This window comes from Luteimonas salinilitoris, from assembly GCF_041300785.1.
In the GTDB taxonomy this organism is placed as follows: domain Bacteria; phylum Pseudomonadota; class Gammaproteobacteria; order Xanthomonadales; family Xanthomonadaceae; genus Luteimonas; species Luteimonas salinilitoris.
Genome location: NZ_JBFWIB010000002.1, coordinates 659,975 through 685,332, shown reverse-complemented (window position 1 = coordinate 685,332; position 25,358 = coordinate 659,975). Strand labels below are relative to the sequence as shown.

Genomic DNA, 25,358 nt, shown 5'->3' with positions numbered 1-25,358 from the left:
GGACCTCCGTGACGTCGGCGCGGATCAGCCGCAGCAGTAGCAGACGCCGGCGATGTAGCTGCCGCCGAAGCCGGGGCACTCGGACTCGCAGACCCAGCTGCAGGAATTGGCCTGCGCCTTTTCGGCGGTGCCGCTGGCGACTGCCTGCATCGCGCCGAATCCCATGGCCCCGGCGAAGGCGACCGCGACCAGCAGCTTGCGCAACGAAACTTTCGAACGCTTCATGGTGTGCTCCTCGTTTGCATGGCGGCCGCAGGCGGCGTGTCCGTACGCATTGCGGCCAGGATCGAACCGACCTGGTCCATGGTGTCGATGGTGCCCAGATGCGAATGCAGCACGCGGCCGTCGGCGCCGATCACCAGCACCAGCGGCACGCTGTTGCCGCGGAACAGCATCAGCGCGCGGCGATCGGCGACCGCGGCGACCGGGAAATCGAAACCGTGCTCGCGCACGTAGCCGGCCAGCGCCCCGGCCTCCGCGTCGCCGACCCCGATCATCTGCACGCGTTCGCCGAAGGCGTCGTCGAGGCGCCCGGCCAGGACCCGCACCATCGGCGCCGACGCGAGGCAGTAGGGGCATTGCGGGGTGAAGAAGTAGAGCACCTGGAAATCGCCGGAGACGCCGCCCAGGGTGAGCGCCTCGCCGTGCAGCCCTTCGACCGGCACGGCCGGGACGTACATGCCGTAGTAGGGGCGCGTGGCGCGTTCCGCGAGCCAGTCGCGCTGCGTGCGCAGCTCGCGGTTCTGCCAGGCGAGCACCGCCACCAGCGCGAGCGAGAGCAGCAGGGCGATCGGCAGGACGGGGAGCTTGCGCACGGTGGCGAGCGTCCATTCGCGGCAGCGGCGCCGCCATGCCGCGAAGCTATCGACCTGCCACCAGGCGCGTCAATGCGGCAAGGATGACCGGCCGCGCAGTTCCGCACGGACGCACCGTGCGGGTGCGTCCGCGATCGCCGGGCTGTGCGCCGCTTCACAGTCGTTGCCGCGCTGCGGCATGGCGGATCAGCGGTAGCCGGCGGCCTGCAGCTCGAACAGTTCGGCGTAGCGGCCGCCCTGCGCCATCAGTTCGGCGTGGGTGCCGCTGGCCTCGATCATGCCCGCCTCCAGCACCAGGATGCGGTCGGCCATGCGCACGCTGGAGAACCGGTGCGAGATCAGCACCGCGGTGCGCCGCTCCGACAGTTCCTTGAAGCGCTTGAACACCTCGAACTCGCTGCGCGCGTCGAGCGCGGCGGTTGGCTCGTCGAGGATCATCACCTGGGCGTCGCGCATGTAGGCGCGGGCGATGGCGATCTTCTGCCATTGCCCGCCGGACAGGTCGACGCCGGTGCGGAAACGGCGGCCGATCAGCTGCGCGTAGCCCCGCGGCAATGCCTCGATCACCTCGTCGGCCATCGCCCGGCGCGCGGCATCGCGGATGCGGGCGTCGTCGTCCATGGCGTCGATGCGGCCGACGCCGATGTTCTCCGCGGCGGTGAGGTGATAGCGCACGAAGTCCTGGAAGATCACGCCGATGTTGGCACGCAGGTCGTCGAGGTCGTACTCGCGCAGGTCGTGGCCGTCGAGCAGGATGCGGCCCTCGTCGGGGTCGTACAGCCGCGCCAGCAGCTTGACCAGCGTGGTCTTGCCGGCGCCGTTCTCGCCCACCAGCGCCAGCACCTCGCCGGCGCGCAGCTCGAAGTCCAGGTGGCGCACCGCCCAGCGTTCGGCGTCGGGATAGCGGAAGCCGACGTTCTCGAACACGAAGCCCTGCGCGACCGGCTGCGGGAACGCGAGCGGATGCTCCGGCGAGCGGATCTCCGGCTCGATCGCGAAGAACGAGAACAGGTCCTCCAGGTACAGCGCCTGCCCGGCGACCTGCGAGAAGCCGATCAGCAGCCCTTCCAGCAGTTGCCGCAGGCGCCGGAAGCTGCCGGCGAGGAAGGTCAGGTCGCCGATGCTGAAATCGCCGCGCACCGTGCGCCAGGCGATGTAGGCGTAGGCGACGTAGTAGCCGAGCGTGCCCAGCGTCGCCAGCAGCGTGCCCCAGAACGCGCGCCGCCGCGCCAGCGCGCGATTGGCGCGGTAGAAGCCGTCGGCCAGGGTGCGGTAGCGGCCGATCAGGAAACGGTGCAGGTCGAAGATCTTGACCTCTTTCGCCGTCTCCACGCTGGCGCCGGTCTGGCGCACGTATTCCAGCTGCCGCCGCTCCGGCGTCCACTGGAAATTCAGCGAGTAGTTCATGGCGTTGAAATGCGCCTCGCCGACGAAGGCGGGGATCAGCGCGACCGCCAGCAGCAGGATCAGCCACGGCGCGTACACCAGCAGGCCGATGGCGAAGCTGGCCACGGTGATCGCATCCTGCAGCTGGCCGAACAGCTGGCCCATCAGGTTCATCCGGCCCATGGTCTGGCGGCGGGCGCGGTCCAGCCGGTCCTGCAGCTCGGGATCCTCGAAATCCTCCAGGTCCAGCGTCGCCGCATGCTCCATCAGGCGCACGCTGGTGGCGTTGGTGAACAACTCCGACAGCAGCGCATCGGCGTAGCTCACGAGGCGGCCGAGCAGGTCGGAGACGATCGCCAGGCCGAACTCGAGCGCCAGCAGCCACAGCAGGTGATCCAGCTGGCCGCTGCGCCACGCGGCCTCCATCGACTCGAACGCCAGGCCCAGCCCGACCAGGCGCACCGCCTCGTCGATGATCAGCTTGCCGACGTAGAGCATCAGGATCGGCAGGAAAGCCCGTACCAGGCGCAGGCCCAGGCTGGTCAGGGTCAGCGCCGGGCTGGTGGCCCAGATCTGCCGCAGGAACGGCGGCAGGTTGCGCATCGCGTGGAAGCGCTCGCGCAGGCTGGGGTTGGGGCGCTTGGCGGGTGCGGCAGCGGGCGGTGGAGAATTGGGCATCGACGGATTGTGCCTGCTGGGAGGCGGGGCAGCCCCACGTAGAGCGGAGCTTGCTCCGCTGCTCTTGGGCTCCGGAGCCCACGCAGCCGAGCAAGCTCGGCTCTACGGGGCATCAGGCATGCGCAGCGGAGCAAGCTCCGCTCTACGGGCGGGCGAACCGATGCCGGTCCGTGCCCGCGGCTTACGTGGGCCGGCGGCGGGCCGGTATACTCGCCGATGGCCGCGGCACTTCGCCGCGGTTCCTATTAATGATTCAGTCGGTTAAACGACGCTTCTAATCCTTTTTCTCATATGCGCCGCCGCGGACTGCCGTGGCCCGCCGAGGCATCCCACCGCCGCATGCGCCTGTCCACGATCAAGCTCTCCGGATTCAAGTCCTTCGTCGATCCCACCACGCTGCACCTGCCGACCAACATGACCGGCGTGGTCGGCCCGAACGGCTGCGGCAAGTCCAACATCATCGACGCGGTGCGCTGGGTGATGGGCGAGAGCACCGCCAGCCGGCTGCGCGGCGACTCGCTGACCGACGTGATCTTCTCCGGCTCCTCGGCGCGCAAGCCCGTGTCGCAGGCGACGGTCGAGCTGATCTTCGACAACTCCGACCACACCATCAGCGGCGAGTACGCGGCGTTCAACGAGATCTCGGTCAAGCGCACGGTCAGCCGCGACGGCCAGAGCACCTACTACCTCAACGGCACCCGCTGCCGCCGCCGCGACATTACCGACCTGTTCCTCGGCACCGGCCTGGGGCCGCGCAGCTACTCGATCATCGAGCAGGGCATGATCAGCCAGATCATCGACGCCCGGCCCGAGGACCTGCGCGTGTACCTGGAGGAGGCCGCCGGCATCTCCAAGTACAAGGAGCGCCGCAAGGAGACCGAGACCCGCATCCGCCACACCCGCGAGAACCTCGACCGCCTCAACGACCTGCGCGAGGAGGTCGGCAAGCAGCTCGAGCACCTCCGGCGCCAGGCGCGGCAGGCCGAGCAGTACACCGCGATCCAGGCCGAACGCAAGATCCGCGATGCCGAGTGGAAGGCGCTCGAATACCGCGGCGTGGACACGCAGCTGCAGGCGCTGCGCGAGGGCCTGTCGCAGGAGGAGACCCGGCTGCAGCAGCTGATCGCCGAGCAGCGCGAGGCCGAACGCGAGATCGAGACCGGCCGCGTGCGCCAGCAGGAGGCCGGCGAGGCCCTGAACAAGGCGCAAGCCGGCGTCTACGAGGTCGGCGGCACCTTGGCCCGCATCGAGCAGCAGATCGCGCACCAGCGCGACCTCGGCGAGCGCCTGCGCAAGGCGCACGAGGAGGCGCAGAGCGCGCTGTCGGAGATCGGCGAGCACATCAGCGGCGACCAGGCACGCCTGGAATCGCTGCAGGCGGCGATCGTCGAGGACGAGCCGCGACTGGAGCAGCTGCGTGCCGAGGACGAGGCGCGGCAGGAGGCCCTGCGTGACGCCGAAGCCGCGCTGGCCGACTGGCAGCAGCGCTGGGACGCGCACAGCCGCGAAAGCGCCGAGGCCGCGCGTGGCGCCGACGTCGAGCGCACCCGCGTCGACTATCTCGACCGGCAGTCGCTGGAAGCGGACCGTCGCCGCGAGCAGCTGACCGCCGAGCGCGCCGGCCTCGACCTGGACGCGCTGGCCGCGGCGTTCGAGGGCGTGCAGGCGCAGCACGACGAGCAGAAAGCCGGGCTGGAGACCCTTGCCGAGGGCCTCGAAGCGCGCAAGCAGGCGGCACTGGCGCTGCAGGACGAGCAGCGCGGCGCGCAGAACGAGATCTCCGAGGTCCGCAAGCGCGCCCAGGAGGCGCGCGGGCGCCTGTCCTCGCTGGAGGCGCTGCAGCATGCCGCGCTCGGCCAGGAGCAGGGCGCCGCGGTCGAATGGCTGCGCCGCCAGGGCCTGGATTCGGCCGCGCGCGTGGGCGAGCGGCTGCAGGTCGAGCCGGGTTGGGAGAACGCGGTCGAGGGTGCGCTCGGCCAGCTGATCGAGGGCGTGCTGGTCGACGATCCGCAGGCGCTGGTCGATGCGATCGGCGATCTCGGCGAAGGCCGCCTGGCGCTGGTGTCGGCGGAGGCGGGCGAGGCGTCGTTCGCGCCCACCTCGCTGGCGGCGAAGGTGCAGGGGCCGCTGGCGATCCGCCGCCTGCTGGCGCGGCTGCACGTCGCCGAATCGCTGGACGAGGCGCGCGCGCTGCAGGCGCGGCTGGACGCCGGCGATTCGGTCATCACTCGCAGCGGCGAGCGCCTCGGTGCCGGCTGGGTGCGGGTGCTGCGTTCGGGCGCGGCCAAGCAGGGCGCATTGCTGCGCGAGCGCGAGATCCAGGCGCTGCGCGCCGAGATCGAGACCCTGCAGGAACGCGAGGCCGAGCTGGAGGAGGCGATGACCGCGCGCCGCGACCGCCTGCTCGTGGCCGAGCAGCAGCGCGAGGACGCGCAGCGCGCGCTGTACATGGCGCACCGCGGTGTGTCGGAACTCGCCGGTCAGCTGCAGAGCCAGCAGGGCCGGCTGGATTCGGCCCGCAGCCGCATCGAGAAGATCGACGCCGAGCTCGCGCAGCTGCACGAGACCATCGACGGCAGCGGCCAGCAGGCGCGCGAGTCGCGCACGCGGCTGGAAGACGCCGTGACCGCGATGGCGGAACTGGAACAGGCGCGCCAGGCGCTGGAGGCCGAGCGTCGCAGCCTGGCGGAGGCCCGCGATGCCGCGCGCGACGCCGCGCGTGCGTCGCGCGATGCCGCGCACGCGCTGGCGCTGACCCTGGAGTCGCAGCGCACCCAGGCCGCGGCGCTGACCCAGGCGCTGGAGCGCATGGGCGGGCAGCGCGGCCAGCTCGACAGCCGGCTCGAGCAGATCAATGCCCAGCTCGCCGAAGGCGACGCGCCGGTGCACGGGCTCGAGGCCGACCGCCAGGCCGCACTGGAGCAGCGCGTGCTGGCGGACAGCGCGCTCAACGCGGCGCGCGCGGCGCTGCAGGGCGTGGAGAACGAACTGCGCGGCTTCGAGCAGATCCGGCAGCAGCGCGACGAGCAGGCGCTGGCGCAGCGCGAGGCGATCTCGCAGCGCCGGCTCGACCAGCAGGCGCTGGTGATCCGCACCGAACAGCTCGCCGCGGCGGTGGCCGAAGGCGGCTTCGTGCTCGAGGACGTGCTGAACGGCCTGCCGGCCGATGCCGATGTCGCGGACTGGGAAAAGACCGTCACCGACTTCGACGCCAAGCTGCGGCGGCTGGAGCCGGTCAACCTGGCCGCGATCCAGGAACACGCCGAGGCCGCCGAGCGCAAGGAGTACCTGGACCGCCAGGACGCCGACCTGACCGCCGCGCTGGACACCCTGGAGGACGCGATCCGCAAGATCGACCGCGAGACCCGCGGCCGCTTCAAGGACACCTTCGACCGGGTCAATTCCGGGGTGCAGGAGCTCTATCCGCGCCTGTTCGGCGGCGGCCACGCCTATCTGGAGCTCACCGGCGAGGATCTGCTCGACACCGGGGTGACGATCATGGCGCGCCCGCCCGGCAAGCGCGTGTCCAGCATCTCGCTGCTGTCCGGCGGCGAGAAGGCGATGACGGCGGTGGCGCTGGTGTTCGCGATCTTCCGCCTGAACCCGGCGCCGTTCTGCCTGCTCGACGAGGTCGACGCGCCGCTGGACGAGGCCAACGTCGGCCGCTTCACCACGATGGTGCTGGAGATGAGCGAGCAGGTGCAGTTCCTGTTCGTCACCCACAACAAGGCGACCATGGAGGCCGCACAGCAGCTGTCGGGCGTTACCATGCGCGAGCCCGGCGTCAGCCGCCTGGTGTCGGTCGACCTGGCCGAGGCGGCGCGGCTGGCGGGGGCCGCTTGAGCCGTGCCGGCCGCACTTTCGGGCATGCGGTGACCGGCCGCCCATCCACCGCGAGGAGAGGACGATGTCGGACGACTGGCTGATACGAATCGGGATCCTGGTGGCGGGCGCGTTCCTGCTCGCCGCCATCTGGTACATCGGCACCCGTCCGCGGCAGAACTCGCAGGGGCGCCGGCTGAAGACCGAGCAGCGGGGAGAGCGCACCGAGCCGACCCTGGGTGCGCAACTCGAGGAGGAGCTGGCGGGGTCCGCCGAGCCCGGCGACGAGGCCGTGCAGGCCGAGATGGAGCTGTTCGACGACGCGGTCGGCGACGCCGCGACCCCGAACGCCGATCTCGGCCGCCGGGTGAGCGAGGATTTCGACAAGATCGTGACCCTGTACATCGCCGCGCGCGCCGGCCAGGTGCTGCGCGGCCCGGACATCATGGTCGCGGCGGAAAAGGCCGGACTGACCTACGGCCACATGAACGTGTTCCACCGGCTGGTGGAAGGGCACCCCGAGCGCGGGCCGATCTTCAGCGTGGCCAACATCCGCAAGCCGGGCAGCTTCGAGATGTCGGAGATCCAGGCGCTGGAAACGCCGGCGATCGCGTTCTTCCTGACGCTCCCGGCGCCGGTCAGCGCGCTCGATGCCTGGGACGCGATGCAGCCGACCGCGCAGCGCATGGCCGAACTGCTCGACGGCGTGCTGCTGGACGAGCAGCGCAACGCGCTCGGCCGCCAGCGCATCGCCCACCTGCGCGACGAGCTGCGCGCCTACGACCGCCAGCACGAAGCCCCGCCGATCACCCGCAGCCCGCGCTGGTGATGTGTCGAGGAACGAGTGGAGAGGAACGAGAAAACGAGAGGAAGGCGCGAATGTCCGCATCGTTTCGTTCCCTTGACGGGTTCCGGGTGAGCCTTTCCGCCGGTGCCGCATCCGGCGCACACTCGTTCCTCGTTTCTCTTCACTCGTTCCTATGCCGTCCATAGCCGCCCGCGCCGCCCAATTGCGCCGCCTGATCGACGACGCCAACTACCGCTACCACGTGCTCGACGAGCCGCGTATTCCGGACGCCGAATACGACGCGCTGATGCGTGAACTCGAGGCGCTGGAGACCGAGCATCCGGAACTGGCCAGCGAGGATTCGCCGACCCGCCGCGTCGGCGCTGCGCCGTCGTCGAAGTTCGCCGAGGTCAGGCACGCGGTGCCGATGCTGTCGCTGGGCAATGCTTTCGAGGCGCAGGAGGTGCACGATTTCGTGCGACGCATCGCCGAGCGCCTGGAGCGCGACGAGCCGGTGTTCTCGGCCGAGCCGAAGCTCGACGGCCTGGCGATCAGCCTGCGCTACGAGGACGGCGCGTTCGTGCAGGGTGCGACCCGCGGCGACGGCGCCACCGGCGAGGACGTCACCGCCAACCTGCGCACGGTGCAGGCCATCCCGCTGAAGCTGCGCGGCAAGGGCTGGCCGAAGGTGCTCGAGGTGCGCGGCGAGGTCTACATGCCGCGCGCCGATTTCGAGGCCTACAACGCCCGCGCACGCGAGGGCGGCGGCAAGGTGCTGGCCAATCCGCGCAACGGCGCCGCCGGCTCGCTGCGCCAGCTCGACCCGCGCATCACCGCGCAGCGTCCGCTCAGCTTCTTCGCCTACGGTGCCGGCGTGGTGGAAGGGGAGTCGTTGCCCGACACCCATTCGAAGGTGCTGGAGAAGCTGCGCCGGTGGGGATTCCCGGTCAGCGCGCTGGCCGAAGTGGTGCGCGGCGCCGACGGGTTGCTCGACTACTACCGTCGCGTCGGCGAACGCCGCGATGCACTGCCGTTCGACATCGACGGCGTGGTCTACAAGCTCGACGACGCCCGCGGCCAGCGCGAGATGGGCTTCGTCTCGCGCGCGCCGCGCTGGGCGCTGGCGCACAAGTACCCGGCGCAGGAACAGTCGACCGTGGTCGAGGCGATCGACGTCCAGATCGGCCGCACCGGCGCGGTCACGCCGGTCGCGCGCCTGCGCGAAGTGCAGGTGGCCGGGGTCAACGTCACCAACGCCACCCTGCACAACGCCGACCAGATCGCGCGCCTGGACGTGCGCGTCGGCGACACCGTGATCGTGCGCCGCGCCGGCGACGTGATCCCGGAGGTGCTGTCGGTGATCCCGGAGCACCGGCCGCCCTCGGCGCAGCCGTGGACGATGCCGGCCAGCTGTCCGGAATGCGGCTCCGAGATCGTGCGCGAGGAGGGTGGGGTGGTCTGGCGCTGCTCCGGCGAGCTCAGCTGCCCGGCGCAGCGCAAGGAGGCGATCCGCCATTTCGCCTCGCGCCGGGCGATGGACATCGACGGCCTGGGCGAGCGCTACATCGAGGACCTGTCGGACTTCGGCTACCTGGAGTCGGTGGCTGATCTCTACCGCCTCACGCTCGACGACCTGCTGGAGATGAAGCGCCGCTCCGACGAGCGCAGCGGCACCACGCCGGAGACGGTGAAGGCCGGCAAGGTGGCGACCAAGTGGGCCGAGAACCTGATCGCGGCGATCGACCGCAGCCGCGACACCACGCTGGCGCGGTTCCTGTTCGCGCTCGGCATCCAGCACGTCGGCGAAAGCACCGCCAAGGCGTTGGCGTCGTGGTTCGGCGACCTGGCGCTGATCCGGCACACGCCCTGGCCGCTGTTCAAGCGCGTGCCCGACATCGGCGGCGAAGTCGCACGCGCGATCGGACACTTCCTCGACCAGCCGGGCAACCAGCGGGTGATCGACGAGCTGCTGCGGCGCGGCGTGCGCATCGGCGACACGCATCCGCCCTCGCCGAAGCTGCGCGACGGGCTCGACCTGGCGACGCTGCTGGTCGATCTCGAGATCCCGAAGATCACCCCGGTGCGAGCCGCGCAGCTTGCGTCCGCATTCGCATCGGCCGCTGCGCTGCGCAAGGCGGCGGTGCACAACCATGTGGCGGCGGGGTTGCCTGGCGAGGCGGCCGATTCGCTCGTGGCCTGGTTCGCCGACGAAGCGAACGCCGCGCTGTTCCTGGCCTCGGCCAAGGCGCAGCAGGCGCTGGCGAAGCGGCTGCCGGCGCGCGCCTCCACCGCGGCCGGCCCGCTCGACGGGCAGACCGTCGTGCTCACCGGCACCCTGGAATCGATGACCCGCGACGAGGCGAAGGAACGGCTGGAAGCGCTCGGCGCCAAGGCCGCCGGCAGCGTGTCGAAGAAGACCAGCTTCGTGGTCGCAGGCGAGTCGGCCGGCTCCAAGCTCGCGAAGGCCGAGGAGCTCGGCATCGAAGTCTGGGACGAGGCGCGGCTGGTTGCATTCCTGGAAGCGCACGCGTGACGTCGCGTCGCGCGGGTGTGCCACGGGTGCGAACGTCACGGCGAGCGGCACGCACGTGCGCCCGCCATCGCCGGGGCGCGGCCCGGCGGGGCACGGCGTGAGCGACGACTGGCGCCCCTCGGCGACGCCGGAAGCCCTGCGCCTGCGCGCCCGCCTCAATGCCGCGATCCGCGCGTTCTTCGCCGAACGCGACGTGCTCGAGGTGGAGACGCCGATCCTGTCGCAGGCCGGCAACAGCGAGCCCAACATCGCCTCGTTCGCGCTCGACTTCAGCGGCCATGTCGATGCCGGGTCGCGCCGGCGCTGGTTGCGCACCTCGCCGGAGTATCCGCTCAAGCGCCTGTTGGCGGCGGGGATCGGCGATTGCTACGAGCTCGGCCGCGTGTTCCGCGACGGCGAGGCCGGCGGCCGCCACAATCCCGAGTTCACCATGCTCGAGTGGTACCGCGTGGGCTGGGACCACCTGCGGCTGATCGACGAGGCGGTGGCGCTGGTGCAGGCGGCGCTCGTGCTCGCGGGACGGCAGGCGGCGGTCGAACGCACGAGCTATCGCGCGTTGTACCGCACGCGGCTGGGCATCGATCCGATGCGGGCCGACGAGCGCGAACTGCGGGCCGCGCTCGGCGGGGTGGAGATCGACCCCGCCGGGCTGCGGCGCGACGACTGGCTCGACCTGTTGATGACGCACCGGATCCAGCCGCAGCTGCCGGCGGGCGCGATCCTCATCGTGCACGACTATCCCGCCTCGCAATGCATGCTGGCGCGAGTGCGCGAGGACGACGGCGACGCCAATCCGGCGCCGGTCGCAGAACGTTTCGAGCTGTACCTGGGACCGCTCGAACTGGCCAACGGCTATCACGAACTCGCCGATGCGGGTGAACAGCGGCGCAGGTTCGAACACGAGCTGGCGACGCGCGCGGCACGCGGATTGCCCCAGCCCGCCATCGATGTGCGGATGCTCGCTGCACTGCAACACGGGCTCTCCGACTGCGCGGGCGTGGCGCTCGGTGTCGATCGGCTGCTGATGGCGCTGCTGGGCACCGGCCGGATCGCCGAGACGCTGTCGTTCGGGTTCTCACGCGCCTGAACGGCGACGGCGGCGCACGCCGGCATGCGCCGCCCGCGCATGTTGTCGTTCACGAACACCGATTAGATTAGATTCGGAACATCGGACAGGAGGAGGCGCGCCATGAACAGCAGCTTGCGGATTGCAACACTCGCATTGGCACTCGGCGGTACGGGCTGCATGGCCTATGGCGGTGGCTACTACGGCGGTCACGGCGGCGGCTATGGCTCTCCGGGCTACGGCCAGGACCCCGGCTACGGACAAGGCGGCACGCTGCGCTGCGAGTCGCGCGACAATCGCCGCCACTATTGTCCGGCGGACACCCGCGGCGGCGTCCGCATCGGCCGCCAGCTGTCGTCGGCGCAATGCATCCAGGGCAGCAGTTGGGGTTACGACCGGCGCGGTGTCTGGGTGTCGCAGGGGTGCCGCGCGGAATTCGTCTTCGGCGCGGGTGGATCGTACCCGGGGCGCCCCGGCCGTCCTGGGCACGGATCGGGCGACGGCGGGCAGATCGTACGTTGCGAATCGAAGAACAACCGCCACCGCCGCTGCAACGCCGCCGTCGGCCGCGACGTGCAACTGGTGCGCCAGCTGTCCGGCACCCGCTGCGTGCAGCGCCAGAACTGGGGCTGGGACCGCGGCGGCATCTGGGTCGATGGCGGTTGTCGTGCGGAGTTCCGGGTGCGCTGACGCGACGTGCGCAACGGCGGCATCTCCCGGCAACTATCCGGAGTGTGCCAGCAAGCCCTAGACTTCCGCGATGACCGAAGCCATCGACTACGCACGCTACGACCGAATTCGTCCGATCCGCTGGAACGGCGAGTCACTGGAACTGCTCGACCAGCGCAAGTTGCCGTTCGTTGAGGAATACATGCGTTGCGCCGGCAGCGATGCGGTCGCGATGGCGATCCGCGAACTGGTGGTGCGCGGCGCGCCGGCGATCGGCATCGCCGCCGCCTGGGGCGTGGTGCTGGCGGCACGGACCGTCGAGGCGGCGGACGGCGCCGCGGCCGCGGCGGTGCTGGAACCGGCGCTGCAGCGGCTCAACGCCGCGCGGCCCACCGCGGTGAACCTGGCCTGGGCACTCGCGCGCATGCGTGCGGCGCTGCTGATCGCCGGCGACGACTGGCGCGCCGTGCTGGAGCGCGAAGCGCAAGCGATCGAAACCGAGGACCTGGCTGCCAACCGCCGCATGGGCGAACTCGGCGCCGCGCTGATCGCGCCGGGTTCGGGCGTGCTGACCCATTGCAACACCGGCTCGCTGGCGACCGCCGGCTTCGGCACCGCGCTCGGGGTGATCCGCGCCGGCGTCGCCCAGGGCCGGATCGGCAAGGTGTTCGCCGACGAGACCCGCCCATGGATGCAGGGTTCGCGCCTGACCGTGTGGGAGCTGCAGCAGGACGGCATCGACGCCACCCTGATCGCCGATTCCGCCGCCTCGCACCTGCTGAAGAACGGCGAGGTCGAGTGGGTGGTGGTCGGTGCCGACCGCATCTGCGCGAACGGAGACGTCGCCAACAAGATCGGCACCTATCAGCTGGCGATCTCGGCCCGCTTCCACGGCAAGAAGGTGATGGTGGTGGCGCCGTCGTCGACCGTCGACATGGCCACGCCGTCCGGCGATGCGATCGAGATCGAGGAGCGCGATCCGGGCGAACTGCTCGGCGTGAACGGCGGCCGCACGGTGGCCGAGGGCGTGCGGGCCTGGAACCCGGTGTTCGACGTGACGCCCGCGGCGCTGATCGACGCGATCGTGACGGAGAAGGGCGTCGTCGAGCGTCCGGACGCGGAGGCGATGCGGGCGCTGTTCGGCGGGTGAGGCGGTTCAGCCACGGATCGACGCGGATGAACGCGGATAAAGCGGATGACGCGGACAAGACTGAAATCAGCCGGTCCGGAAAGCGCCTGCATCGTCATCCCGGCGTAGGCCGGGATCCATCTTGATGCTGCCTCGAAAGCAAAATGGATGACCAGCCTGCGGCTGTTGTGAAGCGCGTGACCAGCTTCGCTGTTGAAGGGCACTTCGGCCTGCGCCGGGATGACGGCACGAGATGGACCTTTCTGCGCCGGGACGGCGGCAACGATTGCTGCCATGGATGAGCGTGTCGGCTACCGCGGAATCGAGATCAGCCATCCGCGACTGCGGACGTTTTCCGGGCGTGTTCGCCCTATCCGCGTTCATCCGCGTCAATCCGCGGCTAAGTCATTGTTTTTCAGGTGAAAAAAGCTCGCGCGAACGGGCTCGCCGTGCTATGATTTCACGTCTTTTCAACGCGTTGCCGATGGGCCGCGCGGACAGCCGTCCGGAACCGCCGGGCAGGCGTCCGCGAACGGTCCGAGCAGCCAGGATGCAAGCACCCTAGATGGTCGATTCCGCCAGAGAAATCATTCCCGTCAATCTCGAAGACGAAATGCGTCGCAGCTATCTCGATTACGCCATGAGCGTGATCGTGGGGCGCGCGCTCCCGGACGTGCGCGACGGCCTCAAGCCGGTCCACCGCCGCGTGCTGTACGCGATGAACGAACTCGGCGCGCACAGCAACAAGCCGTACTACAAGTCGGCGCGCATCGTCGGTGACGTCATCGGTAAGTACCATCCGCACGGCGACTCGGCGGTGTACGACACCCTGGTGCGCATGGCGCAGCCGTTCTCCCTGCGCTACATGCTGATCGACGGGCAGGGCAACTTCGGCTCGGTCGACGGCGACTCCGCCGCGGCGATGCGCTACACCGAGGCGCGCATGTCGCGCCTGGCGCAGGAGCTGATGGCCGACATCGACAAGGAGACGGTCGATTTCAAGCCCAACTACGACGAGAAGGAGCTGGAGCCGTCGGTGCTGCCGGCGCGGGCCCCCAACCTGCTGATCAACGGTTCGGCCGGCATCGCGGTGGGCATGGCGACCAACATCCCGCCGCACAACCTGTCGGAGGTGGTCGACGCCACCATCGCCCTGATCGACGATCCCGAGATCGACATCGACGGGCTGATGGAACACATCCCCGGTCCGGATTTCCCCACCGCCGGCATCATCAACGGCGTCGGCGGCATCCACCTGGCGTACCGCACCGGCCGCGGCCGCGTGCGCATGCGCGCGCGCGCCGAGATCGAGGTGACCGACAACGGTCGCGAGGCGATCGCGGTCATCGAGATCCCGTACCAGGTCAACAAGGCGCGGCTGATCGAGAAGATCGCCGAACTGGTGAAGGAAAAGAAGATCGAGGGCATCAGCGAGCTGCGCGACGAGTCCGACAAGGACGGCATGCGCATCTACATCGAGATCCGCCGCGGCGAGTCGGCCGAGGTGGTGCTCAACAACCTCTACCAGCAGACCCAGCTGGAGTCGGTGTTCGGCATCAACATGGTGGCGCTGGTCGACGGCCGCCCGCAGCTGCTGAACCTGAAGCAGATCCTCGAGGCGTTCGTGCGCCATCGCCGCGAGGTGGTCACCCGCAGGACGATCTTCGAGCTGCGCAAGGCGCGCAACCGCGCCCACATCCTCGAAGGCCTGACCGTCGCGCTGGCCAACATCGACGAGATGATCGAGCTGATCAAGACCTCGGAGAATCCGCAGGTCGCCAAGGAGCGCATGCTGGGCCGCACCTGGCCGCCGGGCCTGGTCGGCGCGCTGCTGGAAGCGACCGGCGCCGAGGCCTCGCGCCCGGAAGACCTGCCGGACGGGGTGGGACTGGTCGACGGCAGTTATCAACTTACCGACGTCCAGGCGCAGCAGATCCTGGAGATGCGCCTGCACCGCCTGACCGGCCTGGAACAGGAGAAGCTGACCGAGGAATACCGCCAGCTGCTCGACGCGATCCGCGGCCTGATCGAGATCCTCGAGGATCCGGACGTGCTGCTGGAGGTGATCCGCACCGAGCTGCGCAACCTCAAGGAGGAGTTCGGCGACGCGCGCCGCAGCGAGATCCGCGCCAGCGAGGAGGACCTCGACATCCTCGACCTGATCGCGCCCGAGGACGTGGTGGTGACGCTGTCGCACGCCGGCTACGCCAAGCGCCAGCCGGTGACCGCCTATCGCGCGCAGAAGCGCGGCGGCCGCGGCCGCTCGGCCGCGGTGGCGAAGGAAGAGGACTTCATCGACCGCCTGTGGCTGGTCAACACCCACGACACCCTGCTCACCTTCACCAGCGCCGGGCGCGTGTTCTGGCTGCCGGTGCACCAGCTGCCCGACGCCGGCCCCAACGCGCGCGGCCGGCCGATCATCAACTGGATCGCGCTGGAGGAGGGCGAGCAGGTGCAGGCGGTGGTGCCGGTACGCGAGTATGCCGGGGACCGGTTCGTGTTCTTCGCCACCCGCCGCGGCACGGTGAAGAAGACCCCGTTGGCCGAGTTCGCCTATCGCCTGCAGCGCGGCAAGATCGCGATCCGCCTCGACGAGGGCGACGCGCTGGTGGACGTGGCGCTGACCGACGGCGATCGCGACATCATGCTGTTCGCCTCCAACGGCAAGGCCGTGCGTTTCGACGAGGCCGCGGTGCGCTCGATGGGCCGTACCGCGGCCGGCGTGCGCGGCATCCGCCTGGGCGAGGGCGAGTCGGTGGTCAGCCTGATCGTGGTCGAAGGCGACGGCGACGTCCTCACCGCCAGTGCCCGAGGCTACGGCAAGCGCACCCCGGTCGCCGAGTACCCGAAGAAGGGCCGCGGCACCCAGGGCGTGTTGGCGATCAAGACCAGCGAGCGCAACGGCCGGCTGGTCGGCGCCATCCAGCTCAGCGACCACCACGAGGTGCTGCTGATCTCCGACGGCGGCACCCTGGTGCGCACGCGCGCCTCGGAGATCTCGCAGGTCGGCCGCAACACCCAGGGCGTGACCCTGATGCGGCTGGCCGCCGACGAGAACCTGCAGGCGGTGGAGCGGGTCGACGCGTCGCTGGACGAGGATGCGGAGACGGCCACGCCGCAACCGTCCGAGGCCGAGCAGCGCCCGGACGCCTGATGCATCGCTGATGCGCACCCGCCGGCGATGCGCGTCCGCATCGCCGGCGGGTCTATACTCGACGCCACTCCAGGGAAAGAGTGCGCGCACGATGAGCAAGCATGCCGTTGGACCGGTTTGCCGCCGGGCCGTGATCGCTGTCCTCGTTCCGATGCTGGTGCTGCTCGGGATCGTTGCATGCAAGCGCGACGACGGCGGCCAGTTGCCGACCGCCAGCGGCGAGGCGATCCACGCCGAGCGGCAGGAGATCGAAGGCTTCGGCCTGGCCCGTGCCTGGCCCGACCAGCGCAGCGATGGACTGGCGATCGCGCTCGAATTCTCGCAGCCGCTGGTCGGCACCCAGGATTTCGACAAGCTGGTCACCTTCGCCGAGAAGGTCGGCGGAGAAGGCAGCTGGTCGCTCGACGAGGACGGCAGGACGCTGCGCTTCCCCTTCGTCGAGGCCAACCGCGACTACACGGTCCGCATCTCCGCCGACCTGACCGCCGCCGACGGCAGCCGCCTGGGCGAGGCGGTCGAGCGCAGGATCCATACCGGCGATCTGGAGCCGGCGGTCGGGTTCGCCTCGCAGGGCAGCGTGCTGCCGGCGCGCGAAAGCCGCGGCCTGCCGGTGGTGTCGCTCAACGTGCCCGAGGTCGACGTCGAGTTCCTGCGCGTGCGCGAGAGCGCGCTGCCGCAGTTCTTCAGGCAGTACCAGCGCGGCGGCCGCAGGGGCAGCTGGGAGCTGAGCGCCGATTACGACGACCGGCGGCCGCTGTCGCGGTTGGCCGAACCGGTCTACGTCAACCGTTTCGTGCTCGGCGGCGAGCGCAACGAGCGCGTGCTGACGCACCTGCCGCTGCAGGACATCGCCGAGTTGCAGCAGCCCGGCCTGTACTTCGCCGCGATGAAGCGCGCCGGCTCGTTCGACGACGCGGTCGAGACCGCGTTCTTCAGCGTCAGCGACATCGGCCTGCACGCGCGCGCCTACAAGGACAAGCTGTTCGTGCATACCGCGTCGCTGCGGGACGGCGGCGCGACCGGCGGGGTCGGGTTGCGCGTGCTCGATGCCGACGGCGAGGAGATCTACGAGGCCGAGACCGACCGCAACGGCAATGCGCTGCTCGACTACACCCTCGATGCCGCGCACGTGCTGGTGGCCAGCCGCGGCAGCGACGTGTCGATACTGCCGTTCAACCAGCCGGCGCTCGACCTGTCGGAGTTCGCCGTCAGCGGACGCGAGCAGGCCTGGTTCGACGTGTTCGCCTGGTCGGGTCGCGACCTGTACCGCCCGGGCGAAACCGTGCGGGTGTCGGCGTTGCTGCGCGATCGCGACGGCGCCCCGGTGGCGGCCAAGGACGGCAAGACGCAGCCGCTGTTCGTGCGCCTCAAGCAGCCGGACGGCAAGACGCTGTTCGAAACCCCGCTGCAGGCGGGGGCGCAGGGCTATTACCGCCTCGAGCGCGAGATTCCCGTCGACGCGCCCACCGGGCGCTGGCAGGTCGAGTTCCGCACCGACCCGGGCAGCCGCGAGGCCGTCCAGGGCATGACCCTGCGGATCGAGGAGTTCCTGCCCGAGCGGATGAAGCTCGAGCTCGACAGCCCCGATCCGGTGCTCGCCCCGGGCCGGCCGCTGCGCCTGCGCGCGAGCGGCGCCTATCTCTACGGTGCGCCGGCGGCCGGCAACCGCTTCAGCGCGACCCTGGCGGTGGCGGTGGCGCAGCATCCGGTCGAGTCGCTGCCCGACTACTTCTTCGGCGACCCGACGGTCGAGCTGCCGCGCGAGGCGAAGGAGGTCGTCGACGCCGAGCTCGACGCCAAGGGACTCCTGCAGCAGGACATCGCCTTGCCGGAAGAGGCCAAACCATCGACTCCGATCGCCGCGGTCGTCACCGGCAGCCTGTACGAAAGCGGCGGCCGCAGTGTCGACCGCGCGCTCAGGCGGGTGATGTGGCCGGCCGACGCGCTGGTCGGCGTGCGGCCGCTGTTCGACGACGCCGAGGGTGCCGACGCCAACGCCAGTGCCGGCTTCGAGCTGGTGCGGGTGAACGCGGCGGGGGATGCGCAGCCGCTGAAGGGACTGAAGGTCACCCTGGTGCGCGAGCTCCGCGATTACCACTGGACCCACGACGACGACGGCGGCTGGAACTACGACTTCACCCGCCGCTTCCAGAACGTCGAGACCCGTACCGTCGACGCCGGCAGCGGCGCGGTGCGCTTCGATTTCCCGGTGGAGTGGGGCGAGTATCGCGTCGACGTGCAGGACCCGGAGACCGGCCTGACCACGCGCTACCCGTTCCGTGCCGGCTGGAGCTGGAACGACCAGAACCGGGGGCTCGACGCGCGTCCGGACAAGGTCAAGCTCGCCCTCGACAAGACCGGCTACCGCGCCGGCGACACGCTGAAGGTCACGGTGACGCCGCCGCACCCGGGCAAGGGCCTGCTGCTGGTGGAAAGTGACGCGCTGCTGTACGTGCAGGCGATCGATGCCGAACCCGGCAGCAGCTTCGAGATCCCGATCACCGCGGAGTGGGAACGGCACGACGTCTACGTGACGGCGCTGGTGTTCCGCGGCGGCAGCGCCGCGAGCAAGGTCACGCCGACGCGCGCGGTCGGCGTCGCCCACGTGCCGATGGACCGGCGCGACCGGCGCGTCGCGGTGGGATTGTCGGTCGAAAAACTGGTGCGGCCGGAGCGGCCGCTGCGGGTGACGGTGAGCGCGCCGCAGCTGGCCGGCAAGGAGGCCTACGCCACGGTGTCGGCGGTGGATGTCGGCATCCTCAACATCACCCGGTTCCCGGTGCCGGACGCGGTGGCGCACTTCTTCGCCCAGCGCCGCTTCGGCATCGATGCCTACGACGTGTACGGACGGGTGATCGAGAGCTACGACGGCGGCATCGCGCGCATCCGCTTCGGCGGCGACATGGCGCTGGACGCGCTGCCGCAGGCGCGGCGGCCGACCGCGCGGGTGCAGACCGTGGACCTGTTCGCCGGCCCGGTGAAGCTCGACGCCAAGGGCAACGCCCGGGTGGAGCTGCCGGTGCCGGACTTCAACGGCACCCTGCGGGTGTCGGCGCTGGTGTATTCCGAACGCGCCTACGGCAACCGCGATGCCGAGACCGTGGTGCGCGCGCCGATCGTGGCCGAGGCCAGCATGCCGCGGGTGCTGGCGCCGGGCGACCGCAGCACGGTCACCCTCGATCTCAGCAACTACACCGGTAAATCCGGCGAGTTCGCGGTGCGCGTCGACGGCGAGGGGCCGGTCTCGATCGGCGACGGCGCGCGCAGCGCGACGATCGAGCCGGAAGGCAAGGCGACGCTGAGCTTTCCGCTGACCGCGGGCAACGACTACGCCACCGCGCAGGTGCGGGTGCGGGTGGAAGGCAACGGCCACACGGTCGATCGGCGCTACGACCTGCCGGTGCGCGCCGGCTGGCCGGCGGTATTGCGGGCGCAGACGCGCGCGCTCGACCCGCTGGCGCCGGTGACGATGGACGCGTCGCTGGCCGACGGGTTGATGCCGGGTTCGGTGCAGGCGCGGATGAGCGTCGGCGCACTGCCGCCGATCCCGTTCGCCAGCGCGCTGCACGGGGCGCTGCACTATCCGTACGGTTGCGCCGAGCAGACCACCAGCCGCGGCTACGCGGCGCTGCTGCTCGACCCGGCCACGGTGAAGATGCTCGGCATCCGCGACGTCGATGCGCAGAAGCGCCGTACGATCGTCGAGGGCGCGTTCGGCCGGCTGGCGTCGATGCAGGCGGACAACGGCCATTTCTCGATGTGGGGCAGCAGCGGCGACATCAGCCCGGGGCTGACCCCGTACATCGCCGAGTTCCTGCTTGATGCGCGCGATGCCGGCTTCGCGGTGCCGGAGACGGTGCTGCAGAAGGCGCTCGAACGCCTCAACGAGGACCTGCTTGGGGGCGGCCAGGAATTCTACGGCCGCGACAACCGCCAGCACCTCAAGTTCGCCTACCAGGCGCACGCCGGCTACGTGCTGGCGCGGGTGCAACGCGCGCCGCTGGGCACCCTGCGTGCGTTGTACGACAACGAGCGCGGCAACACCCTCACCGGGCTGCCGCTGGTGCACCTGGGCCTTGCGCTGCGCCTGCAGGGCGATGCCGCGCGCGGCGACCGTGCGATCGCGCAGGGGTTCGCCTTCGAGGACGCGCGTCCGCGCTACCTCGGCGACTACGGCAGTCCGCTGCGCGACTCGGCGCTGAAGATCGCGCTGACCGAGGAGCGCGGCGCCGGCAAGCCGGCGTACGTCGCGCGCGCGATCGATATCGGCCGCGAGATCGGCGCGCGCCGCGGCAACGGCGCGCTGTACCTGAGCACCCAGGAGCAGATCGCGCTGGCGCGGCTCGGCAAGGCGCTGGCGAGCGACCAGCAGCGGCGCGTGTCCGGCGTGCTGCGGATCGGCGACAGCGACGAGCCGGTCGCCGAGACGCGGGTGTTCGGCCGCACCTTCGATTTCGCGGCGCTGTCGCGCGGCGTGCGCTTCGAGCCGAAGGGCGAGGCGCCCATGTATGCCAGCCTGGAGGTCGCCGGGGTGTCGCGCACGGCGCCCGAGCCCGACTTCAGCGATCTCAAGGTCGAGCGCCGGCTGTACCGCACCGACGGCAAGCCGTGGACGCCCGGCCCGCTGAAGGAGGGCGAGGCGCTGATCGTCGCCGTCGCCATCACCGCCGACCGCGCGATGCCCGACGCGCTGCTCACCGACCTGTTGCCGTCGGGGCTGGAGATCGAGAACTTCAACCTCGGCGATGCCGGGCAGTGGGCCGGTGTGACCGTCGCGGGAATCGAGCTGACAGAACGCGGCGGCTCGGCCGACGTCAGGCACGAGGAATTCCGCGACGACCGCTATGTCGCCGCGCTATCGCTCGACGCCGGGCGCACTGCGCGGCTGTTCTACCTGGTGCGCGCGGTCACGCCGGGCACCTACACGGTGCCGCCGCCGCTGGTCGAGGACATGTACCGTCCGGAGCTGCGCGGCGTCGGCCGCGCGCCGGTGGAGCGCATCACGGTAGAGCAGCCGTGAGGCGGAATTGGTGAGTGGAGATTACGCGTAGGAGCGCACCCGGGCGCGGCGCCATGAAGCAGGAACGAGTCAATAGGAACGAGGAACGAGAGGGACGACCTGCCTCTACTCGTTGCTCGTTCCTCTCCACTCGTTTCTCCTGCCGTCGATACCGTAGCCTGCCATGGCTGCGCTGGACGGCCGCCGCCGCGCTGCTGTCGCTGCTGGTCCTCGATCTCGCGTTCCCGCCGCCGTTGCCGAAGGCGCGCGACACCAGCACGCTGGTGGTCGCGCGCGACGGCACGCCGCTGCGCGCGTTCGCCGACGCCGAAGGCGTGTGGCGGCACCCGGCCGATCCCGACGCGGTGTCGCCGCTGTACCTGCAGGCGCTGCTGACCTACGAGGACCGCTGGTTCCACCGCCATCCCGGCGTCAACCCGGTGTCGCTGCTGCGCGCCGCGGCGCAGTGGGTGCGCGGCGGCCGCATCGTCTCCGGCGGTTCCACGCTGACGATGCAGGTCGCGCGCATCCTCGCCCCGCCATCCGCGGGGCACACCCGCTCGCTGCCCGGCAAGTTCAGGCAGATGCTGCGCGCGCTGCAGCTGGAGGCGCGCCTGTCCAAGCGCGAGGTCCTGACCCTGTACCTGGAGCGCGCGCCGTTCGGCGGCACCATCGAGGGCGTGGAGGCCGCCAGCTGGGCGTACCTGGGCAAGTCCGCCGCGCGCCTTTCGCACGCCGAGGCGGCGCTGCTGGCGGTGCTGCCGCAGGCGCCGAGCCGGCTGCGCCCCGACCGCCATCCCGAACGCGCGCAGGCGGCGCGCGACAAGCTGCTCGAACGCATGGTCGACCAGGGGGTCTGGTCGCGCGCCCTGGTCGACGACGCGCGCATCGAGCCGGTGGTGTCGCGCGCGCTGCGGCAGCCGCTGCATGCCGCGCTGCTGGCGCAGCGGCTGCGCGACGGCGACCCGCGCAGCGCGCGCATCGCCTCGACCATCGATCCCGGCCTGCAGCGCATGCTGGAGGAGCGCGTGGCCGCGTACTTCTCGAACCTGCCCGAGCGCACGTCCGCGGCGCTGCTGGTCGTCGACAACGCGACCCTGCAGGCGCGGGCCTATGTCGGCTCGGTGGCGTTCGGCGACCGCGCCCGGCTCGGCCACGTCGACATGGTGCGGGCCTGGCGCTCGCCGGGATCGACATTGAAGCCGTTCCTGTACGGCATGGCGCTCGACGACGGCCTGATCCATTCCGAGAGCCTGCTGGTGGATGCGCCGCAGGCGTTCGGCGGCTACCGCCCGGGCAACTTCGATGCCGCGTTCAACGGTCCGGTGGCGGCGTCCACCGCGTTGCGGTTGTCGCTCAACGTGCCGGCGGTGGACCTGCTCGACCGCGTCGGCCCGGCGCGCTTCGCCGCGCGGCTGGAGAACGCCGGGATCCGACTGCGGTTCCCGCGCGGCGCCGCACCCAACCTGTCGCTGATCCTCGGCGGCACCGGCGCGACCCTGGAGGACCTGGTCGGCGCGCATGCGGCGTTGCGCCGCGGGGGCATCGCCGGCCGCGTGCGCTACACCGCGGACGCGCCGCTGGTCGAGCGGCGGTTGATGTCGCCGGGCGCGGCGTGGATCGTCGGCGAGATCCTCGCCTCCAACCCGCGTCCGGGCGAGCGCGCCGACACCTTCGATACCGGCGGCCGCCCGCGCGTGGCCTGGAAGACCGGCACCAGCTACGGCTTCCGCGACGCCTGGGCGCTGGGCGCGACGGGACGGTACTCCATCGGGGTGTGGGTGGGGCGCCCCGACGGCACGCCGCTGCCGGGGCAGTACGGCGCGATCACCGCGTTGCCGCTGCTGTTCGAGGTGGTCGACACGCTGCCGCGCGCGCGCGGCGACGGCAATCCGCTGCCGCCGCCGCACAACGTGCGGCGCGAGGACATCTGCTGGCCGCTGGGCACGTCCGCCGCTGCGCAGCCGGTCGCGCTGTGCCAGCGTCGCCGCAAGGCGTGGGTGCTGGACGACGCGGTGCCGCCGACGTTCGCCGAGCGCGATGCGCGGCTGTGGAGCGCCGGACGCGAGCGTTTCCGGGTCGACGCGCGCAGCGGCCTGCGGCTGTCGGGCGCGTGCCGTGACACGCACGTCGCGCGCGTTGCCGAGATCGCGCATTGGCCGACATTGGCATCGCCATGGCTGCCTGCGGCCGCCCGCCGCGCTTCCAGCCTGCCGCCGCTGTCACCGGACTGCGCACACGACGGTCGCGATGCGGTCGCGACGTTGCGCATCGACGGCGTCAACGAGGGCGCCACGCTGGCGCGGCCGCCGGGCAGCGGTCGCGGCGTGCGGCTGTCGCTGCGCGCGCTCGGCAGCGGCGGGCGCGTCCAGTGGCTGTTGAACGGACGCTGGATCGCCGAGACCGAAGGCACGCGGCCGCTGCTGCGCGAGTTCGATACGCCCGGCGAGCACGTGCTGACCGCATTGGCCGAAGGCGGCGCCTGGGCGCGGGTGGGGTTCCGGATCGCACGCTGAGATGCCGGATCGGGATCTCGACTCAAGGTGTATCATCCGGCCCGTGACCCGACGCGCTCGCCATCGCCTACGCATCGCCCTCGTGGTGGTGTTCTGCCTGCTGTTCCAGCAGGCGGCGCTGGCGGTGTATTTCTGCCCGACAGGGCAGGCGCCTGCCGAAATCGAGGCGATGGTCGAGGAATGCGCCAAGAAGGGCATGGAGCAGGTGCAAGGCAATCCGACCCTGTGCCACAAGCACTGCAATCCGGACCGGTCGACCGCACCTGATATCGTCAAACTGTCGGTGCCCCCGTTGGCGCTGCCGGCGCCAACGATGCCGCTGTTCACGGTGCAACTGGTTTCGCGCGCGGCCGCCTGGGCCGAGGTGCCGATGACCGGCTCGGACCCACCGCCACGACTGCGATTCTGCAGTCTTCTGATCTAGACCCCGAAACGACGTTGCGTAGTACGCCGGCGCAGGAGCGCCGCGTACGTGTCGTGGCCGTTTCGGAGGTCTTATGCCTGTCCGTTCCCTTGTCGGCGCCGTCCATTCCGTAATCGTGCGTGGGGCGATGCCGTGTCTGATCGTTGCGTCCCTCGCAACGCCCGCTGTCGCGGTGTTCGCCGCGCCCCTTGAAATCTCTCTGCCGGAGGCCGTCCGCCGCGCCAGCGAACGCGTGCCGATGCTCGAGGCCCGCCGCGCATCGGTCGAGGCCGCGCGGCAGGAATCGCACCGCGCCGGGGCATTGCCCGATCCGACGCTGATCGTCGGCATCAGCAACCTGCCGGTGACGGGCTCCGATGCGTTCGATGACGCCATCGACCCCATGACCATGAAGTGGATCGGACTGCGCCAGGCGTTCCCGGCCCGGGCCAAGCGCGAGGCGCAACGTTCGCTGGCCCTGCGCAGGACCGACGAGGCGCAAGCGCTGGAGACGGCCGAGCGGCTGGATGTGCAGCGCGCAAGCGCCGAAGCCTGGATCGGCTTGTGGGCGCGCCAACGCGAACTGCAGAAACTGCATGCATTGCGGGAGCAAGTGCAACTGGCTGCGCGGTTGGCCAAGGCGGGTGTCGGGAGTGGCGGGTCGCTCAACGACGCCTTGGCCGCGGAAGCCGCCGTGCTGGAACTGGACAACCGTATCGCCGCCGCCGAGGCCGCGCAGGTCGAGGCCCGGGAGGCGTTGCATCGCTGGGTCGGCGAAACCGCAGACGGCGGCCTCCGTGCCGCCGACACGACGCCGGACTTCACCACGACGCCGTATTCGCAATCCGAACTGCTGGCGGCGCTGGATCGCCTGCCGGCATTGCAGCCCGTCGACGCGCAGCTGGAAACCGCAGCGGCGGAGGTCGACGCAGCACGCGCCGAGAAGCGCCCGGACTGGAGCGTGACCGCCTCGTACGGGCAACGCGAGGCCAGCCGCAGCGACATGCTGATGCTGGAGTTCGGCGTCGGCCTGCCGCTGTTCACGCGCAACCGGCAGGACCGCGGCGTCGCCGCGCGCCAGGCGAATTACCAGGCGGCCCTGGCCACCCGCGAAGACCGGCGCCGGCAACTGGTCGCACGGATCCGCGCCGCCTTTGCGCAATGGGAGGGCAGCAAGCGCGTGGTGGCCTTACACGAAGATGCGCAGATCCCGCTCGCACGCGACCGCAGCAGCACCGCGCTGGCCGCCTACCGTGCCGGCGGCGAGCTGCGTCCCTGGCTGGACGCGCATCAAGACGAACTCGAATTGCACCTGATGCACGTCCAGCACCTGGCGCAGCTGGGCCGCGCCTGGACGGCGGTGTCTTTCCTGCTGACTTCGGAGACTCAACCGTGAACCGG

13 protein-coding genes and 2 pseudogenes are annotated in these 25,358 nt (G+C 70.7%); 12 read left to right on the top strand and 3 right to left on the bottom strand.

Translation table 11 applies throughout. The features are described 5' to 3' along the window. Window positions 1–24: 24 nt before the first annotated feature. The 3 genes from AB5T46_RS06290 to AB5T46_RS06280 all read right to left on the bottom strand — a co-directional run bounded on the left by AB5T46_RS06290 (window position 25) and on the right by AB5T46_RS06280 (window position 2,879). The gene (locus AB5T46_RS06290; RefSeq protein ID WP_370562997.1) at window positions 25–225 is read right to left on the bottom strand and encodes a hypothetical protein; all 201 of its coding nucleotides are present in this window, start codon (window positions 223–225) and stop codon (window positions 25–27) included. Further along, window positions 222–815 (bottom strand): TlpA family protein disulfide reductase, encoded by a 594-nt coding sequence (locus tag AB5T46_RS06285; RefSeq protein ID WP_370562996.1) that lies wholly within the window; start codon window positions 813–815, stop codon window positions 222–224. Before AB5T46_RS06285 ends, AB5T46_RS06290 begins: the two co-directional genes overlap by 4 nt. A 186-nt stretch (window positions 816–1,001) precedes the next feature. Next, the gene (locus tag AB5T46_RS06280) at window positions 1,002–2,879 is read right to left on the bottom strand and encodes an ABC transporter ATP-binding protein (RefSeq protein WP_370562995.1); all 1,878 of its coding nucleotides are present in this window, start codon (window positions 2,877–2,879) and stop codon (window positions 1,002–1,004) included. Between the two features lie 339 nt (window positions 2,880–3,218). On the opposite strand from AB5T46_RS06280, the gene smc reads away from it, so the two are divergent. From smc to AB5T46_RS06220, 12 genes and pseudogenes are all read left to right on the top strand, one after another. Continuing rightward, window positions 3,219–6,722: a chromosome segregation protein SMC gene (gene smc, locus AB5T46_RS06275; protein ID WP_370562994.1), complete on the top strand. Its 3,504-nt coding sequence runs from the start codon at window positions 3,219–3,221 to the stop codon at window positions 6,720–6,722. Window positions 6,723–6,786: 64 nt separating this feature from the next. Next, a complete protein-coding gene (zipA, locus tag AB5T46_RS06270; RefSeq protein ID WP_370562993.1) occupies window positions 6,787–7,530 on the top strand; it encodes a cell division protein ZipA in 744 nt (247 codons plus the stop codon). A 151-nt stretch (window positions 7,531–7,681) separates the two neighbouring features. Further along, window positions 7,682–9,617 (top strand): annotated as a pseudogene (gene ligA, locus AB5T46_RS06265) (NAD-dependent DNA ligase LigA); the annotation flags it as partial. Between the two features lie 74 nt (window positions 9,618–9,691). Further along, window positions 9,692–10,021 (top strand): annotated as a pseudogene (locus tag AB5T46_RS06260) (BRCT domain-containing protein); the annotation flags it as partial. A 97-nt stretch (window positions 10,022–10,118) separates the two neighbouring features. Beyond that, window positions 10,119–11,108: an EF-P lysine aminoacylase EpmA gene (epmA, locus tag AB5T46_RS06255; RefSeq protein WP_370562992.1), complete on the top strand. Its 990-nt coding sequence runs from the start codon at window positions 10,119–10,121 to the stop codon at window positions 11,106–11,108. Window positions 11,109–11,210: 102 nt separating this feature from the next. After that, window positions 11,211–11,777: a DUF3011 domain-containing protein gene (locus tag AB5T46_RS06250; protein ID WP_370562991.1), complete on the top strand. Its 567-nt coding sequence runs from the start codon at window positions 11,211–11,213 to the stop codon at window positions 11,775–11,777. A 70-nt stretch (window positions 11,778–11,847) separates the two neighbouring features. Then, window positions 11,848–12,906: an S-methyl-5-thioribose-1-phosphate isomerase gene (mtnA, locus tag AB5T46_RS06245; protein WP_370562990.1), complete on the top strand. Its 1,059-nt coding sequence runs from the start codon at window positions 11,848–11,850 to the stop codon at window positions 12,904–12,906. Window positions 12,907–13,450: 544 nt separating this feature from the next. After that, window positions 13,451–16,039 (top strand): DNA gyrase subunit A, encoded by a 2,589-nt coding sequence (gyrA, locus tag AB5T46_RS06240; RefSeq protein ID WP_370562989.1) that lies wholly within the window; start codon window positions 13,451–13,453, stop codon window positions 16,037–16,039. 151 nt (window positions 16,040–16,190) lie between these two features. Next, entirely contained in the window at window positions 16,191–21,059 is a 4,869-nt protein-coding gene (locus AB5T46_RS06235) for an alpha-2-macroglobulin family protein (protein WP_370563116.1), read from the top strand. A 53-nt stretch (window positions 21,060–21,112) separates the two neighbouring features. Next, window positions 21,113–23,554, top strand: coding sequence for a penicillin-binding protein 1C (pbpC, locus tag AB5T46_RS06230; protein ID WP_370562988.1), 2,442 nt, complete (start codon window positions 21,113–21,115; stop codon window positions 23,552–23,554). Between the two features lie 43 nt (window positions 23,555–23,597). Beyond that, the gene (locus tag AB5T46_RS06225) at window positions 23,598–23,978 is read left to right on the top strand and encodes a hypothetical protein (RefSeq protein WP_370562987.1); all 381 of its coding nucleotides are present in this window, start codon (window positions 23,598–23,600) and stop codon (window positions 23,976–23,978) included. A 172-nt stretch (window positions 23,979–24,150) separates the two neighbouring features. After that, on the top strand, window positions 24,151–25,353 hold the full coding sequence (locus AB5T46_RS06220) for a TolC family protein (RefSeq protein ID WP_370562986.1): 1,203 nt from the start codon (window positions 24,151–24,153) through the stop codon (window positions 25,351–25,353). The last annotated feature ends 5 nt before the right edge of the window (window positions 25,354–25,358 follow it).